This window comes from Enterocloster bolteae, from assembly GCF_002234575.2.
GTDB lineage: Bacteria > Bacillota > Clostridia > Lachnospirales > Lachnospiraceae > Enterocloster > Enterocloster bolteae.
The window spans coordinates 5,664,743-5,679,784 of the sequence record NZ_CP022464.2; the positions used below are offsets into that span (position 1 = coordinate 5,664,743).

A 15,042-nucleotide genomic window follows, 5' to 3' on the forward strand; every position below is an offset into this window, starting at 1 on the left:
CTTATCCCGGATCCCCCGCAACAGGCCTGTCCTTTGGTCTGCTGGCAGGTCTATCCCTTGATCCTGGGAATAATCATATTTTCATCCATCTCCTCATCCGGCAGGAAGGGCGACAGGTCCTCCAGGGGCGGCGACACCATGGTGCCGTCCGGCAGTCTCTTGGCGGATGACTTGGGTTCAAAGTTCTGGTCCATGGACACGAATACCTCGCAGATAGCAGGTCCCTCTGCCGCCAGGGTTTTCTCCACAGCCTCCCCCAGCTCGCTGTTGTGCCTTGCTGACACGTAGGGGTAGCCGTAGGCCGCCGCCAGCTTATCCAGAGCCGGGAAGCTCAAATCCCCGCTGTCCACGCCGATTCCAATCAGCGGCTCCCCAAAGAAATTCTTCTGGGTCTGGCGGATGGAATGGTATCCCCCGTTGTTAATCACAAATATCTTGATCCCCATTCTGTGGTGGATGATGGTCTGCAGCTCCTGAAGATTCATCTGCATGCTTCCGTCCCCTGTCACCAGGATCAGGTCCTCCCCGCTTCTGTCCCCGCCCTGGCTGTAGCAGCCCTTATCCCTGGAAGCGGTCCAGGCGCCTATGGCTGCCGGCAGGTCATATCCCATGGAGGCAATGGCGGAATTGGTGATGAAACGCTGGCCCTTCTTAATGATATAGGCGTGTCCCCCCACCACACAGGCGGAGCCATTGCCCACCACCGTCACCTGCCCCTCTCTCAGGCGGCTGCTGACAGCATGGATAAACGCGTACACATTGGCCGGTTCCTCATCCGTATGGGCAAAGTGCTTGGGCAGTATAACAGGATATTTCTCCTTCCACATGGCGCAGGTTCTGCTCCATGTCATATCCCTGAGGCCCTTTCCTCCGTCAAACACCTGTCTGCTGCCTGGACGGCTGACGCTCTCAGGGAGATTTCCCTCTTCCTCTGCCAAAACGCGGTCCAGAACCAGGTCCAGCTGTTCCAGAAGATCCTTTGCATCGGCATGGACCCGCATGTCGCTGTGGACTGATGGCTTCTTCAGCTCTTCCTCATCTATATCATTGACAATCACATAAGCCTCCCTGGCCCATGTCTCAAAGTTATATCCCACCTGCCGGATGCTCAGACGGCTTCCAATGGAGAGCACCAGGTCGCTGTTTTGAATGGCAAAATTCCCAGGCCTGTCCCCCATATTGCCTGCACGGCCCACGTACAGGGGGTGGGTGTCATACATGATATCTTCGCTGTCCCAGCCCGTAATCACGGGAACGCCCAGCTTTTCGGCCACATCCATGAACAAATCATGGGCTCCCGCTATGCGGATTCCGTTGCCCGCATTGATGACAGGGCGCTTTGCAGCCCTTATCTTATCTATAATAGTCCGGGCGGCTGAAACATCCACCTTTCCCGGCAGTACCTGGCGGTGTTCTCCCTTTCCCGCCTCGTCCTCCGGTATCCCGTGTCCCCCGTCCTTTCCGGCCCAGCCGTTTCCTCCGGCCTCGTAGTCAGCCGCGTCAAAGCCAGGAAGCTCCTCTGTCTCCACAAATGCTCCCTGTACATTCAGGGGAATATCCAGCCAGCAGGGGCCCGGACGCCCGGACCGGGCCAGGTAAAGAGCCTTCTCCAGACAGTACCTGATCCTCATGGGATCAATGACCATCTCCGAATACTTTGTCATACAGTCAATGGCTTTACAGATATCAAACTCCTGGTCGCCCATGGCGCGGATGCCCACACCGGACCACCTGGCCGTTGTATCATAGCGCACCTGCCCCGACAGTACCAGCATGGGAATGGAATCCAGCCATCCCCCCACCACACCGGTAATTGCATTGGTTCCTCCCGGACCGGTGGTGACGCACAGCGCCGCGATGCGGTTGTGAATCCTGGCATAAGCCTCAGCAGCCATGGCGCATGCCTGCTCATGGTGGTTATAAATACAGTGAAGCCCCTCCTGGTGCCCCAGGCCGTCATCCAGATGCATGGCGCCTCCCCCTGTCACCATGAAAGCCTGGCTGATTCCCTCCTCCACCAGCTTGCCTGCTATATAATTGGAAATCTTCATTTTCATAAATTAAGGTCCCCCTTCCGGTCTATCAACTATGGAGAGTATAGCATAAAACGCCTTAAAATAATACTATATTTTCTCTTACAATGACCGCCGGAGCGGCTTTAGGGGCCCCCCTCCAGTGCCTTCCATAACTTCCAGCAACCATCACTATCATTACACATTCATGTCCGTTATAATAAACCACGTAATGCAACACCGGATTTTCGGCCACAGACAAACACACATATCAAAAAGGAGAGATTCATTATTATGAAAAAACAGATCAAAGTTCTGGCTGTATTATCCACTGCCATGTTCATGGCAGCAGTAACCCCTAACTTCATCGGCACCGCTTCCACTGCTTACGCAAAAACCGTGGGCTGGACAGAGGAAAACGGAAACTGGTATTACTATGATTCTTACGGAGAGGCAATCACCGATACCTGGAAGAAGAATGGCGATGACTGGTACTACCTGGATTCAGACGGAATCCGCGCCGCTGACAGACAGATTGATGAGTATTACGTAGGAGAAGACGGAAAACGCGTGAGCATGAAGTGGGTTTCCGTGGAAAATGAAGATTTCTGGGATGAGGACGATGCTCCTGAATTCCTGTACTACTATTATGGAAGGGACGGCAAGGCCCTGACCTCCAGATGGGCTTCCATCAATGGAAGCTGGTATTATTTCAACGAGGACGGTATCATGCAGACCGGCTCCATCACCGTAGATGGTTACAACTACTATCTCGGCGAGGACGGAAGCAGAAAGACCGGCTGGATTCTTCTGGCAGATGAAACCGATGATCCGGAATACGTTGAATCATGGTACTACTTCGACAATACGGGCAAGCGTATTGAAAATGAAGTTGACAAAAAGATTGAAGGCCAGTACTACACCTTTGTGGACGGCCGCATGCAGACAGGCTGGTACAAGCTTCCTGTCCAGGCAGCAGCAGAGTCCGGCGAGGCCCAGACAGCTACCCCTTCCGAGGCAGCTCCTGTGTCTGAGCAGACCGCTGCCGGCTATCAGTACTACGATGAGGACGGAAAGCGCGCTTCCGGATGGAGAACCATCGAGGGCATAGAAGGACTCAGCGAAGAAGCCGAGCTTTACCGCTTCTATTTCAAGAACGGCAAGCCCTACCATGCAGAAAAGGGTCTTGAACTGTTCACCATTGAATCCAGAAAATACGCTTTTAACACAAAGGGAGAAATGCAGACCGGCAAGAAGGTGGTAAACCTGGAGGACGGCAACGTGGCTAACTTCTACTTTGATGAAGAGGGCGTTATGAAGACCGGCAAGCAGGTCATCTTCGATGAGGACTTAGGCGAGACCCAGAACTGGTATTTCCACACCGACGGCTCCAGAAAGGGCCAGGGCTTCCACGGCATCAAGGACAATGTGCTGTATGTATACGGCCTGCGTCAGGAAGCTGACAAGGACCTGCGCTTTGCACCTGTAGAGTTAAACGGCAATCAGTATCTTGTAAACAGCAACGGCGCCGTACAGAAGGCCACCTCTTCCTCCAAATCAAACGCCATGCCTGAGCTTGGCAGCGGCTACAAGGATTTCAAGGACGAGAACGACAAGGTATGGACCGTAAACACAGAAGGTGTCATCCAGACTCAGAGCACCGCACAGTAACAGATACACAGCAACCATAAGGCCGCCCCTGCATCCGTTCATTTAACCGGCGGCCCACGGCAGACTAACCAATTAGTCTGCCGTTTTTTTGTCCAATCTGACGAATTTACAAAAATCGCAAAAAAAAGTGGTATATTTTGCGATTTGAAACGCTATATATATTAATAAGTATTAATCAGGAGAGGACATTATGAGAGAACTTGCTGTTTTTTATTGCCCCAAATGCGGACACTATGCCTATTATCAGACATCCCGTCATCCCCAGTGCCCCAAATGCGGCACCCAGGAAGCCATGCACATGGTCAGGATGCATTACTCGGAATTCATGCGGATGTCCTGCGATGAGCGTGACGAATTTCTCTCCAGGGAAATCCTGAAGACTAATCCGTCCCTTATCACCCGGCTGACCGAACCCCATAAGCGCTACAACAGCCGGGAAATCATTGCTGAAATGAACAACGTAATCATGAACCTGGATACAGAAAACAAAATTCTCAGCGATACGGTAAAATGGATGCACGATACTATATGGGAACTGATGCATGAGAAACGGGAATACGGCCAGAGCAATGGGACGGCACCCGGCGACTGCGGAGGTTACCGGGACTTCCGGGACTGCGGGAACTGCCGGGACCGGGAACCATCGGAGGAATGCATGGAGGTAACAGCGCACACCGGACAAACAGAGGCAGCATACAGTGAGGCCGCAGCCGCCGATATGTCACAGACCGAAGAGGCAGAAAAGGGATACAAACGATAGCTGGCTGCAGCTCCGGGAAATCCAAATCTGAAAACCAAATCTGAAAAACATATAAATTTCCAACTTTATATATCTTTTGTGCAAATAGTGCGTTATAATAGTACATACAAGAAATGTTTTGTGCATATTTTCATTTTTAAGGTTGGAAAGGAGTGGAACTATGAGCCATAAGATTATCACGATAGCCCGTCAGTTCGGCAGCGGAGGCCACGAAGTCGCCCAAAGGCTGTCAGACCAGCTGGGGATTCCTCTCTATGACCGGAATCTGGTGGAGATGGCCGCTGAAAGGATGGGACATTCTCCTGTAAGCATTGAAAAGGCAGACGAGTCCGCACTGTCCTCCTTCCTGGCCGGCTATCAGATTCCCAAGGAGCCTAATTCCGTAACCGGATATGGATTATCCCTGAATGACAGCACTTATGTCACCCAGACCATTATTATAGAGGCACTGGCCCAAAAGGGCCCCTGTGTCATCGTAGGCCGCTGCGGTGATTACGTGCTCCGCAGCCACCCCGACCTGATTGACGTATTTATCTGTGCGGATATGGAAGATCGGGTGCGCCGGATTATGGATCGCTACAGTTTTTCAGAGAGGGATGCTGTCAACGCCATCAAGTCCACGGATCGCCGCCGCAAAAACTATTACGAAAACTACACCAAACGCAAATGGGGCAGCATTGAGTCCCACCAGATGCTGCTTAACATCAGCAAGCTTGGCATGGACAAGACCGTAAGAATCATTAAAGGAATCTATGAAACCCCATAGGCCTGTTTCCAACTGTCCATAAAAGGCAGGCGTCTGAAGGAAAAACCTTCTGGCGCCTGCCTTGTTTTTGTGCATCTGCTTTTTTTCCTGCATTTATTCTCCGGATGTATCTCCCCGTCCCATTCCCGTCTTGGAAATATACCCCTCATACTGCCTCAGCGCATTCTCCTTAAAAGGAGCGCTGACCGTAAACTCCGAACCGTCAAACAGGGTCACCATACGCACACTGAAGGTGGCCACATACCTGAGATTTACGGCATAGGACTTATGCAGCCGTATGAAACCAGCCTGGTCCATGTTGATTTTGGAAAACAAATTTTCTAAGGTGGAATAGCAATGATATGTATGGCCGGCAGTCACAATCTTTACCCGCCGGTTATCACCTTCAAAATAGAGGATGTCTTTTAAAGGTATTCTGTATACGGTCCGGCTTGATTTGAATTCAAAGATTCCGGCATCACCCTCTATCTTTTCGCAAGCTTTATAAAATATATTCTGGAAGTCCTCTGGCCTGATTGGCTTTTTTATAAAATGAAAGGGCTGGAACTGGAACAAATCCAGCGCGTATTCATCCCCGTAAGCCGACATATAGACAATCATGCTCGTATCATTGCCCAGCTCTTCCCGAATGAACCTGCCCAGTTCAATCCCGTTCCTGTCCCTCATCACAATGTCCAGAAAAATCAAATCATAATGCCGTTCCTTGAGTGCTTCCTCAAATTCCTTACCGGTGTTGAATATCTCAACCTCCAGCCTGCGCCCCTCTTTCCATCGCCTGATATAGTCCTCCAGCTGGCTGCACACCTGAAAGTCATCATCACATATTGCTATCTGTATCATGCACCTGTCCCCGTACCGCAATTTTAATCTTTAGTATTTTACACCCCCCTGGTATTATTAATCTTAAAATGTTGAAAAAAGACGATTACACGTTGAAATTTGTCAAAAAATCACCCTCCCAGGGTAATATCCTGGGCCGCGTACCACTTAAGGGCATCTTCCACATGTTCCCTCTTAAAGTCAGGCCAGTAATCATCCACCACATAAAAATCCGAATACACGGACTGCACCGGCAAAAAGCCTGAAAGGCGCCGTCTTCCGCCCCACCGTATAATCAGGTCGATTCTGGAAACCTCAGCTGTTTTAAGTCCCGGCCCTATGGTCTCATCCTTATAGCCCAAATCCCACTCCCAGCTGTAGTTCACCAGGAAGTTAATCTTCATCCCGCCTTTTCCAAAATCATGCCTGGCGGTAAAGGGAAGAAGCTCATGGGGAAACATGGGGGATTTTGTATTTCCCAGCACAAGCAGGCTGGCATCTTCCTTTGCCAGCTCCTCAACCGCCGCCACACAGGCCCTGGTAAATGCCTGTCTCTGGGCGGAAGGACGCTTTGTGTTATCTGTGGTAAAACCATAAAAGGACATTTCCCCAATTCCCAGCTCCCGGCACATGCGGTACAGGGACATTCCAGGTGAAATCCCGTGCCCGTATCCCTCTGATTTATCCATTCCCTGGCCTTTGGCCCATCTCCGGTTTCCATCCGGGATGATTCCGATGTGTTTTGGCAGTCTCATACCATCTCCTCCATTCCTGCTTATATATGGAAAGTATGGTCTTAAATGGAAAATCTATACAAAAGGCTCCAACCGTGTGTTAGTCCTCCATGATTTTCCTGGGTTTATCCGTAATCAGATTATCCGCCCCCGCTTTCCTGCATTTGTCAACAGAGTAGGCGTCATTAACAGTCCAGGCTATCACTTCCTTGCCCAGGGAATGAATACGGCTCACCGTCTCAGGGTTAATGAGGTCTATGCTCAGCACAAAATTGTCAGCGCTGGTAAATGCCTCCGGCTGCTCTATGGCCTTGGATGAGATAAATCCAGTCTCCAGGGCCGGGGCCAGCTGCTTTACCGCCTGAAGGGAATGGTAGTCAAATGAAGTGATCATGCACTGGCCTGCCATGCCCTTGTCCTGAATCAGCCCTACCAGGCGCGCAATAAAGTCCTGGGTCTGGTGGTTATTGACTTTTACCTCTATATTCAGCTTTATCTTATCCTTGCAGTAATCCAATACCTCCTCCAGCGTGGGTATCCTGGTATCCTTGAAAAACGGCCCCCAATGGCTGGCGGTATTAATTTGGCTCAATTCCTCATAGCTCATATCCCATATCTTATCCGGCTTTCCTGTCATCCTCATCAAATCCGCATCGTGGAAAATCACCAGGACCCCGTCTTTTGTCTGCGTCACATCCAGTTCAATCCAGTCAGCCCCATTTTCCACTGCGGCTTTAAAAGCCGGCATGGTATTCTCCGGCGCCTGGGTGTTGTCCCCCCTGTGGGCGGTGATTTCCACCTTGTCTCTCCATCCCTCCCCAGTCCGGTCCTTTGCCAGGACCCGGACCGGAATCATGGATACAATAAGCACAGCGCCTAAAAGGGCTGCTGCCATGTGTCTTTTCCGTATTATATTAACACTCCTTACTATACTAACACTCCTTACTATACTAACATTCCGTACTATATCAACCTTCCGCATCATATCAAAGCTCCATCTGTATTCATTTTCAAATGCTGTCTATTCCGGTTCCCCATCCTCCGAAACGTCAAATGCAAGGCGCATCTGGCCGCCGCCGGCAGGACAGACAACTGATTTCATCTCACGCACCGTAATCCGTTCCTCCCCGGTGAGCCGGCCGCACAAAAGGGGCGAGTCCGGGTCATGTAACCTGCGTTTTACCTCCACCTGATCCGGGCTGAAATTCGCATAGCAATATCTGCAGAGATGGGAGCAGGTGTTGTAAGCGCCGATATCCACGCTCTTGACACAGCCGCATTCCTCCCTCTGGGTACTGTCTTTTTTTACATCCAGGGGACGGCCCAGCAATCCGGCAATCAGCTGGTCATCAATACATTTTCCCTTCTGTATATGGAAACCGGACAAATCCGCTGCCTCCGAACATGTCCGGACGGTCATGCCATGCCGTTCTGCCTCCGGACCCATAAAGGATGCCAGGGATACCATGTCCTCCCCTGTCATTGCCTGGATCTGAATCCGATCCATCCGTCCTTTTATCTTCCGGTACATATCCAGGAAACTGATGACGCAGGTATGGGTATATCCCTCCAGGCTGCTGCACAGCCGTGAAAACCACTGGAAATGGTACTCCCTGGTATAGGACGGACTGAGAAGCACCGGATCATACCTCCATATGACACGCTCAGGCCCCAGCCTGGCCGACAGCTCCCGGAAGGTTTTTACCAGCTCATTCTTATGGGGAAGTCCGGGTTCCACATCCGCCCCATAGGGTGTCAGGGTAAACTGGAAATAATAGGGGTATCCCAGCCGGTCCAAAACAGAAAGCTTCTCCATCATAGGCCCCGGGTCCTTTGTCCAGAACACAAAGCAGTCCACGGTGTCCTGGTTCAGAAGAATCTTGCTGACCTGCCCGGGATTCATGGGGTTCTTTACATACAGGTACCCTCCCTCCAGCCGTTTGAAAAACCAGTCCGAATAAAACGCAGGAATGTCTGTCCTTCTGCTGGCACTGATGATCATGGCGGCTCCTCCCTTCTTTGTCTTACGCGGCAATCTGTGTAGTCTAATATAACATATGGGGTGGATGGAAGCAATCTGTGAGGAAATTAAAATCCTTATATTTGCAGTGAGATATCATAAAAGTCCATCCGGCGGGCGGAATTTTATTCCCCCGGCCGGATGGATTCAGCTATTTTCACCCGTATTATCTTATCTGCTTATTTTATCTCCCCGCTCTGCTCCTTGGCCCAGTGGTCCACTATGATACTTGGAGCATACACAAACATCATATGCAGTTCCTCTTCACCTGTGTTATACAGAGCGTGTTTTAAATTACCTGGAATAAAGATACAGTCCCCTTCCTTTACCGGCTGTTTCTCCCCGTCCACCTCCATCTCCCCATGTCCCTTAATAATCGTGTAGGACTCCACCGTCTCGTGGTCATGTTCCGGTATGCCGCCGCCTTTATACACCACCACATAGCCCTGGCAGAACTTGCTGCCCTCCATGGCGCCATTCTGGCCCAGTATTACCCTGGTGCGCCGTCCGGCCGGAAATTCGGTCCCCTCTATATCCCATATATTTACTTTTTCCATTTCATTCCTCCAGATTGTCCGGAGTGTGCCTTAGCATCCCGTTCAGACACACTCCTGGAAATCAGATTCTTCACAGACTCCCGTTCAATCAGCCTGCCTTTAAAATAAGTCTGGCTCTTGTGTGCGCAGGTCTGCGTCTTTATCTGCTCCATCAGCTGTTCAAATATAATTCCCGCCGTATCTGCCAGGGAATGACGCAGCGTAGTCAGAGGAGGATCCAGATATTTCACCTGAGGGATGTCATCAAACCCCACTACGGATATATCATCCGGTATCCTTAATCCGCTTTTGGTAATACCCCTGTATACGCCGTAAGCCATAAAATCATTGAACATGAATACGCCTGTGGGACGTTCCTCATGGCGCATCAATTCAAGGGTTTTATAATAGGCGTCGTCCTCGGATTCCACATCGCGGACAATATACTTTTCGTAGTCCTCTATTCCGCACTCCCCAAGGGCTTCCAGTGCTCCTTCCAGACGTTCCCGGTTATATTGGCGGTCTTTATCATTAATATAAAGGGCAATCTTCCGGTGTCCGTTGTCTGTCAGGCACTTCACTGCCTGGTAAGCCGCGTCGGCATTGTCAATATTAATACAGGGGGCATCCACATCAAAGGTGCGGTTTACAATCACCATGGGAATCTCCCCTATGTATGGTTTCACATGTTCTACATCCTCTGTGGATGCAATATACAGTATGCCGTCTACAAACAGATATTTAAGGGTTTTAAAATACTCCTTCTCCTTTTTCACATCTCCCAGTGCATCACACAGAATCAGGGAATATCCTGCCTTTGTAGCGCATGCCTCCATATATTTTACAACCTCCGGATAATATGGATTCATGATATCCGGTATGATAAGGCCGATCAGCTTGCTGCCGCCTTTTTTCAGGCTCCTGGCAGCCAGGTTGGGCTTATAATTCAAATCACTGACCGCCTTCATCACTTTCTCTTTTGTCTCTGGCTCTACAAATGCCACGCCTGACAGTGCTCTGGATACTGTGCTGGGAGAAACCCCTGCATATTTTGCAACATCACGAATTCCTACCATTGGTATTCTCCTTTAACCGTCTTTTACCTTATAATACCATCTTCACGGTAATCTTTCCAGACATTTTCAAACCAGATTTCCTCGTCAGGAAGGGGTCTTACCGGCCTCCAGGATACGCGGCATTCTTTTCTGTCCGCCTCATAATAAATCTCCTGCAGTACGGTTGTGTCCGTCTCCTCCGTCCTGTTCCTGAACCGCTCATCCAAATGCGGGTTAGGTACCTGCCCCCCGGCATTATATACCAGATAGGATCCTCTGCTGATGCCCACTCTGGCGTCATAATCCCTCAGGGCCTCTAAATATACAAACTGGCTTATAAGAAGATGCTTCAGTTTATACAAATCCTTAAGTACCTCCGGCCCCTTAATCATAACCTTCTGCTCCAGCTGTTCCCTCTGTCTCAGGTTTTCCTCAAGCGCTGTCCGTATCCCTTCCTCTGAGCGGATACATGCACCATATTTGGTCATCCTGATTCCCAGCAGCCTTCGCTGGCCGGCCACATCCGTCATACAGCTTTCAGACCCGCGCAGGACGCGTTCTCCAAAGGCAGTCTCCTCTTCCACCTCCTTCATATGTCTGCTGAGGAACTGCTCCCTGGAGCAGGGTTCTCCTCCATACCGCTTCACAATATACTGGCTGGCGCGTATGGCGCCGACCTGCCCCGCATTCAGTGCGCTTCCTCCGGGACGGTATATGCCATGGGAACCATTAACCTCACCGACCGCAAAAAGATGCCGGATATTGCTCTCCCACCACTGGTTTCCTCCAATTCCCCCGTTGTTATGCTGGGCGCACACAGCTATCTCCAGATACTCTCCGGACAAATCAATGTGATGGCTGCTGTAAACTTCAATGGCCGACGGATTCATATGTTTCAGCCGCTCATAGGGTGTATCCAAAAGAGCCCTGGAATTCTCAAGATATTCCCTTGCCTCACCTGCCAGGTACCGGAACGAGACATTTCCCCCTTCCGTCAGCGGGGACGGGTTATGCATGAAATCCAGAAAGACCCGTCTTCCCTTTAAGACTGTTTCCTGATAAACAAGCAGATCAATAAGGGATGATCCCTGCCCTTCAACCTTTCTGGGGTCAAAGGGCCACTGATACCCTTTTAAGAAAATTGCCGTCAGAAGCTGTCTGGGCGTGTCAAAATAATCATTCAGGAATTCCCTCTCATGGCTTCCGTCCTGCTCCGCAGACAGATATCGGGGCAGGCATTGCTGGAATGTCCCTGACAGATTCCACCTGTGTTTTACAGATGCAATTCCAAACTGGGACTCAGTCAGATTCTTTGCAACAGCTCCCGCCTCCAGCAGTACCCCCATTCCGCCTGTCTGGCTGACAGGATATACGCTGGCCTGATACATTCCAGCTTCCCCGCCGGTGGCCCATATAATGTTGACTGCTGAAAATACGGCATACCGTTCATCGGGCGAAGCAGCCTTTTGTTTATTCAGGGCAATGATGCCTGCCGCCCTCTTTTCACCGTCCTTCTCCTCTGTAAGCAGGCGTACTGCCTGATAGCCGTCAAAGAACGGTATTCCCCGTTCCTCTGCCTGGCGTTCCAAACATTCGGTCATGTATTTGGATGTCAGCGGCCCTGCGGAAATACCTCTCTTAAGAGGATCATGGTCCGTCTTATATCCCACATATTCCCCGCTCTTATTAAAAGGGAAAGGAACTCCGATATCCACCAGATGGTAAAATGCCCTGAGAGAGCCTGCGGCCTCGGCCATGGCAATGTCTCCATCCACACATCCGCCCTCAAACAAGGTTTTTGCCATTTTCCGGACGCTGTCCGGTTCACTGCCGCACTGGGTCATCTTATAGTAGGTCTGTTTGTCTGAACCCGTATTCCTGGAAGTTCCCATGTACCGTCCTTCTGTAATCAGGGCAATGTTTTTCTGCCCCAGCTTATGAAGTGTTACGGCTGCATTAAGACCGGCTGCTCCGGTTCCGACTATGATTGTATTGTATTGATAAAAAGGTATCCTGTTAATATCCATATGCTGAAACCACATCCTATAAACGCCGGATGTGGAACCCTCCATCCACATCTATGTAATTGCCTGTCGTGTAACAGAAATCGTCGGAACAAAACGCCCTGACTGCCTTAGCCACATCCTCCGGAACTCCCCATCTCGCAATGGGGAACATCCCCTGTTTGATTAATTCCGTATACTTTTCTTCCACCTGGCTGGTCATATCGGTACGGATGACTCCGGGCCTTATTTCATATACAAATATGCCCTCAGGAGCCAGCCTGTCCGCAAAAAGCTTGGTGAGCATGGAGATTCCTGCCTTGGAAACACAGTACTCCCCTCTGTTAACGGATGATACCTGGGAGGAGCAGGATGAAATGTTGATAATTGTCCCTCGCTTGCCTCCATACACAGGCTGTTTCATCATCTGCCGTGCCACGGTCTGTGTCATGAACATATTTCCCTTTGTATTGGTCCCTATTACATAGTCAAAGCTCTCCTCTGTCATATCCAGCAAATCCGCCCTTACCTTCGGCGCCACCCCCGCATTGTTGACCAGCACATGGATTTCCCCGAAGTGTTCTGCTGCTTCCCGGACAATACGGATTCTGTCCTCGGACTTTCCTATATCACCGGCATACCAGGCATAGGAAATACCTGCATCCCGGAGTGTTCTGGTACTTTCCGGATAAAAGGATTCACCGCGTGTAGCCATGACAGCAACCTGATAACCGTTTACCCCCAGTTCCCGCGCAATGGCCAAACCAATCCCCCTGCTTGCTCCTGTTACAAGTGCTGTCTTCATATCCGTTTACCTCCTATTTCATAATCAGTTCAGGCAGCGTCATTGTCAGCGCCGGAATGAAGGTCACAAGCAGTAATGTGATGAGCATGGGAATGTATAACGGCAGCATGGCCTTTGAAACTTTTTCAATTTTCATATTTCCAATGGCGCATCCTGTAAACAATGCTGTTCCCACAGGCGGTGTACATAATCCGATTCCCAGATTCAGCATCATCATGACTCCAAACTGGATGGGACTCATTCCAAATTTTGTCACAACCGGAAGCAGTATGGGAGCCATAATAAGCACCAGAGGCGCCAGGTCCATAACGCATCCCAGCAAAAGCAGAATCAGGTTGATCAGAAGCAATACCACAATCTTGTTGTCGCTGATGCCAAGAAGCAGGTTTGTGGCCAGGGTGGGGACATTCAGATATGCCATCACCCAGCCGAAGGCGCCTGCCGCGGCAATAAGCGCATATACCATGGAAAGGGTTTTAATGGTATTTCCCAGCACTACCGGAATATCCTTAAAGCGAAGCTCCCTGTAAATAAAAAATCCTACGAACAGGCAGTAAATACAGGCGACTGCCGCTGATTCCGTGGCGGTGAAAAAACCAGCTGATACGCCACCGATGATAATAACCATTGCAAGCATTGCGAAAAATGTATCCTTTGTAACCCTGAGTGCTTCCTTAAAAGGCAGCTTCTTTCCTTTGGGATAATGCTTTTTCTTGGAAATGATATAACACATTCCCATTATGAAAACCCCCAGCATAATACCCGGGATATAACCGGCGCAGAACAGGCTTCCCACAGACACGCCTCCTGCCACCATGGAGTACAGTACCATGTTGTGGCTGGGCGGGATGATCAGTCCCTGACAGGAGCTGGCCACGGTAACTGCTATGGAAAAATCCTTTTCATATCCAGCCTCCTCCATCATGGGTATTTCCAGGGCTCCCAGGGATGACACATCGGCAATGGCAGAACCGGAGATACCGCCGAACAGCATGGATGCCAGTACATTTACATGTGCCAGACCTCCGGTTATCTGCCCCACGCATACATTTGCAAAGGCCAGCAGGCGGCTGGATATACCGCCTGCAGCCATGATTTCCCCCATAAGGATGAAGAAAGGGATTGCCAGCAGTGAAAATGAGTTAAGCTGTTTGGACATTTGCTGCACCAGGGTCATGACAGGCACCTGGATATACAGCATGGTGAAGGCTGTGGATATAATCATTGAAAAGGTAATAGGGCATTTAATCATAATAAGCAGCACAAAGGTTATGAGAAGGATTGCGATAGCTATATTTGGGTTCATTCTTTTTCCTCCTCCTCTCTGTTAAACTTACCCGCATCATCGGTTTTCTTGTATTTCTTCAGGCCCATTATATCCAGGACCGTAAAGTAGATAATGGCAACGCCGCTGACCGGTATCATAATATACATAAGAGATGACGGCCATTTTGTTACCGGAAGCCTCGAATCCATGGTAGACAGCACCATCCGGACCCCGTAGACAGTGAAGAAAGCGCCTACCAGCAGCGTAATAATCCGGTTCAGCACATCAATCACATTCCTGATCTTTACCGGAAACTTATCATAAAACAGCTCCACGCCGATATGCAGGTTCTTTTCCGCCCCAATGGCAATGCCCAGGAACGCCATCCAAATCGTAAGCAGCAGCGCCACCTCCTGGTTCCAGCGGATATTGGTCCGCAGTATATTCCTGCAGAATACCTGGGCGCATATGATTACGATTACAACGGCCAGGACCCACCTTGCATAACCATATATAACCTTGTAAAACAGATTGAAAATATCAATTAGTACCTTCTTTATTCCTTTCAGCATCTTCAGTCTCCTATATGCCAGT

The 15,042-nt window shown here is 50.1% G+C and carries 14 protein-coding genes; 3 read left to right on the top strand and 11 right to left on the bottom strand.

All coding sequences use genetic code 11. The features are described from left to right. Nucleotides 1–50: 50 nt before the first annotated feature. Entirely contained in the window at nucleotides 51–2,057 is a 2,007-nt protein-coding gene (locus CGC65_RS26330) for a thiamine pyrophosphate-binding protein (RefSeq protein WP_002566554.1), read from the bottom strand. Nucleotides 2,058–2,306: 249 nt separating this feature from the next. Between CGC65_RS26330 and CGC65_RS26335 the strand changes: the two genes are divergently transcribed. The 3 genes from CGC65_RS26335 to CGC65_RS26345 all read left to right on the top strand — a co-directional run bounded on the left by CGC65_RS26335 (nucleotide 2,307) and on the right by CGC65_RS26345 (nucleotide 5,209). Continuing rightward, a complete protein-coding gene (locus CGC65_RS26335) occupies nucleotides 2,307–3,683 on the top strand; it encodes a PspC-like choline-binding domain-containing protein (RefSeq protein ID WP_002566555.1) in 1,377 nt (458 codons plus the stop codon). A gap of 190 nt (nucleotides 3,684–3,873) precedes the next feature. Further along, nucleotides 3,874–4,443 carry a hypothetical protein gene (locus tag CGC65_RS26340; protein ID WP_002566556.1) on the top strand — a complete coding sequence of 190 codons (570 nt, stop codon included), beginning with the start codon at nucleotides 3,874–3,876 and terminating at the stop codon, nucleotides 4,441–4,443. A gap of 160 nt (nucleotides 4,444–4,603) precedes the next feature. Continuing rightward, on the top strand, nucleotides 4,604–5,209 hold the full coding sequence (locus CGC65_RS26345) for a cytidylate kinase-like family protein (RefSeq protein WP_002566557.1): 606 nt from the start codon (nucleotides 4,604–4,606) through the stop codon (nucleotides 5,207–5,209). Between the two features lie 93 nt (nucleotides 5,210–5,302). Here CGC65_RS26345 and CGC65_RS26350 read toward each other — a convergent pair whose 3' ends face one another. From CGC65_RS26350 to CGC65_RS26395, 10 genes are all read right to left on the bottom strand, one after another. Beyond that, entirely contained in the window at nucleotides 5,303–6,049 is a 747-nt protein-coding gene (locus CGC65_RS26350) for a LytR/AlgR family response regulator transcription factor (RefSeq protein WP_002566558.1), read from the bottom strand. A gap of 110 nt (nucleotides 6,050–6,159) precedes the next feature. After that, a complete protein-coding gene (locus tag CGC65_RS26355) occupies nucleotides 6,160–6,783 on the bottom strand; it encodes an undecaprenyl diphosphate synthase family protein (protein ID WP_002566559.1) in 624 nt (207 codons plus the stop codon). Between the two features lie 79 nt (nucleotides 6,784–6,862). Further along, nucleotides 6,863–7,657 carry a glycerophosphodiester phosphodiesterase gene (locus CGC65_RS26360; protein ID WP_235622262.1) on the bottom strand — a complete coding sequence of 265 codons (795 nt, stop codon included), beginning with the start codon at nucleotides 7,655–7,657 and terminating at the stop codon, nucleotides 6,863–6,865. 126 nt (nucleotides 7,658–7,783) lie between these two features. Continuing rightward, nucleotides 7,784–8,764, bottom strand: a complete 981-nt coding sequence (locus CGC65_RS26365; protein ID WP_002566561.1) for a DUF1848 domain-containing protein — start codon at nucleotides 8,762–8,764, stop codon at nucleotides 7,784–7,786. A gap of 197 nt (nucleotides 8,765–8,961) precedes the next feature. Continuing rightward, nucleotides 8,962–9,339, bottom strand: coding sequence for a cupin domain-containing protein (locus tag CGC65_RS26370; RefSeq protein ID WP_002566562.1), 378 nt, complete (start codon nucleotides 9,337–9,339; stop codon nucleotides 8,962–8,964). Further along, nucleotides 9,327–10,394 (bottom strand): LacI family DNA-binding transcriptional regulator, encoded by a 1,068-nt coding sequence (locus CGC65_RS26375; RefSeq protein ID WP_002566563.1) that lies wholly within the window; start codon nucleotides 10,392–10,394, stop codon nucleotides 9,327–9,329. The genes CGC65_RS26370 and CGC65_RS26375 overlap by 13 nt, the downstream gene beginning before the upstream one ends. Nucleotides 10,395–10,417: 23 nt before the next feature. Then, entirely contained in the window at nucleotides 10,418–12,400 is a 1,983-nt protein-coding gene (locus CGC65_RS26380; RefSeq protein WP_002566564.1) for an FAD-binding protein, read from the bottom strand. A gap of 16 nt (nucleotides 12,401–12,416) precedes the next feature. Further along, complete coding sequence (locus tag CGC65_RS26385) at nucleotides 12,417–13,181, bottom strand: 3-ketoacyl-ACP reductase (protein ID WP_002566565.1); 765 nt, start codon at nucleotides 13,179–13,181, stop codon at nucleotides 12,417–12,419. Between the two features lie 13 nt (nucleotides 13,182–13,194). Then, on the bottom strand, nucleotides 13,195–14,487 hold the full coding sequence (locus CGC65_RS26390) for a TRAP transporter large permease (RefSeq protein ID WP_002566566.1): 1,293 nt from the start codon (nucleotides 14,485–14,487) through the stop codon (nucleotides 13,195–13,197). After that, nucleotides 14,484–15,020, bottom strand: a complete 537-nt coding sequence (locus CGC65_RS26395) for a TRAP transporter small permease (protein WP_002566567.1) — start codon at nucleotides 15,018–15,020, stop codon at nucleotides 14,484–14,486. The genes CGC65_RS26390 and CGC65_RS26395 overlap by 4 nt, the downstream gene beginning before the upstream one ends. Between the last annotated feature and the right edge of the window lie 22 nt (nucleotides 15,021–15,042).

Coding starts and splice junctions, on each gene's coding strand:
- CGC65_RS26360 (WP_235622262.1), bottom strand. CDS start 7,657: ATGGCAGCAGCCCTTTTAGGCGCTGTGCTTATTGTATCCATGATTCCG.
- CGC65_RS26345 (WP_002566557.1), top strand. CDS start 4,604: ATGAGCCATAAGATTATCACGATAGCCCGTCAGTTCGGCAGCGGAGGC.
- CGC65_RS26330 (WP_002566554.1), bottom strand. CDS start 2,057: ATGAAAATGAAGATTTCCAATTATATAGCAGGCAAGCTGGTGGAGGAG.
- CGC65_RS26365 (WP_002566561.1), bottom strand. CDS start 8,764: ATGATCATCAGTGCCAGCAGAAGGACAGACATTCCTGCGTTTTATTCG.
- CGC65_RS26350 (WP_002566558.1), bottom strand. CDS start 6,049: ATGATACAGATAGCAATATGTGATGATGACTTTCAGGTGTGCAGCCAG.
- CGC65_RS26335 (WP_002566555.1), top strand. CDS start 2,307: ATGAAAAAACAGATCAAAGTTCTGGCTGTATTATCCACTGCCATGTTC.
- CGC65_RS26355 (WP_002566559.1), bottom strand. CDS start 6,783: ATGAGACTGCCAAAACACATCGGAATCATCCCGGATGGAAACCGGAGA.
- CGC65_RS26395 (WP_002566567.1), bottom strand. CDS start 15,020: ATGCTGAAAGGAATAAAGAAGGTACTAATTGATATTTTCAATCTGTTT.
- CGC65_RS26375 (WP_002566563.1), bottom strand. CDS start 10,394: ATGGTAGGAATTCGTGATGTTGCAAAATATGCAGGGGTTTCTCCCAGC.
- CGC65_RS26380 (WP_002566564.1), bottom strand. CDS start 12,400: ATGGATATTAACAGGATACCTTTTTATCAATACAATACAATCATAGTC.
- CGC65_RS26385 (WP_002566565.1), bottom strand. CDS start 13,181: ATGAAGACAGCACTTGTAACAGGAGCAAGCAGGGGGATTGGTTTGGCC.
- CGC65_RS26390 (WP_002566566.1), bottom strand. CDS start 14,487: ATGAACCCAAATATAGCTATCGCAATCCTTCTCATAACCTTTGTGCTG.
- CGC65_RS26340 (WP_002566556.1), top strand. CDS start 3,874: ATGAGAGAACTTGCTGTTTTTTATTGCCCCAAATGCGGACACTATGCC.
- CGC65_RS26370 (WP_002566562.1), bottom strand. CDS start 9,339: ATGGAAAAAGTAAATATATGGGATATAGAGGGGACCGAATTTCCGGCC.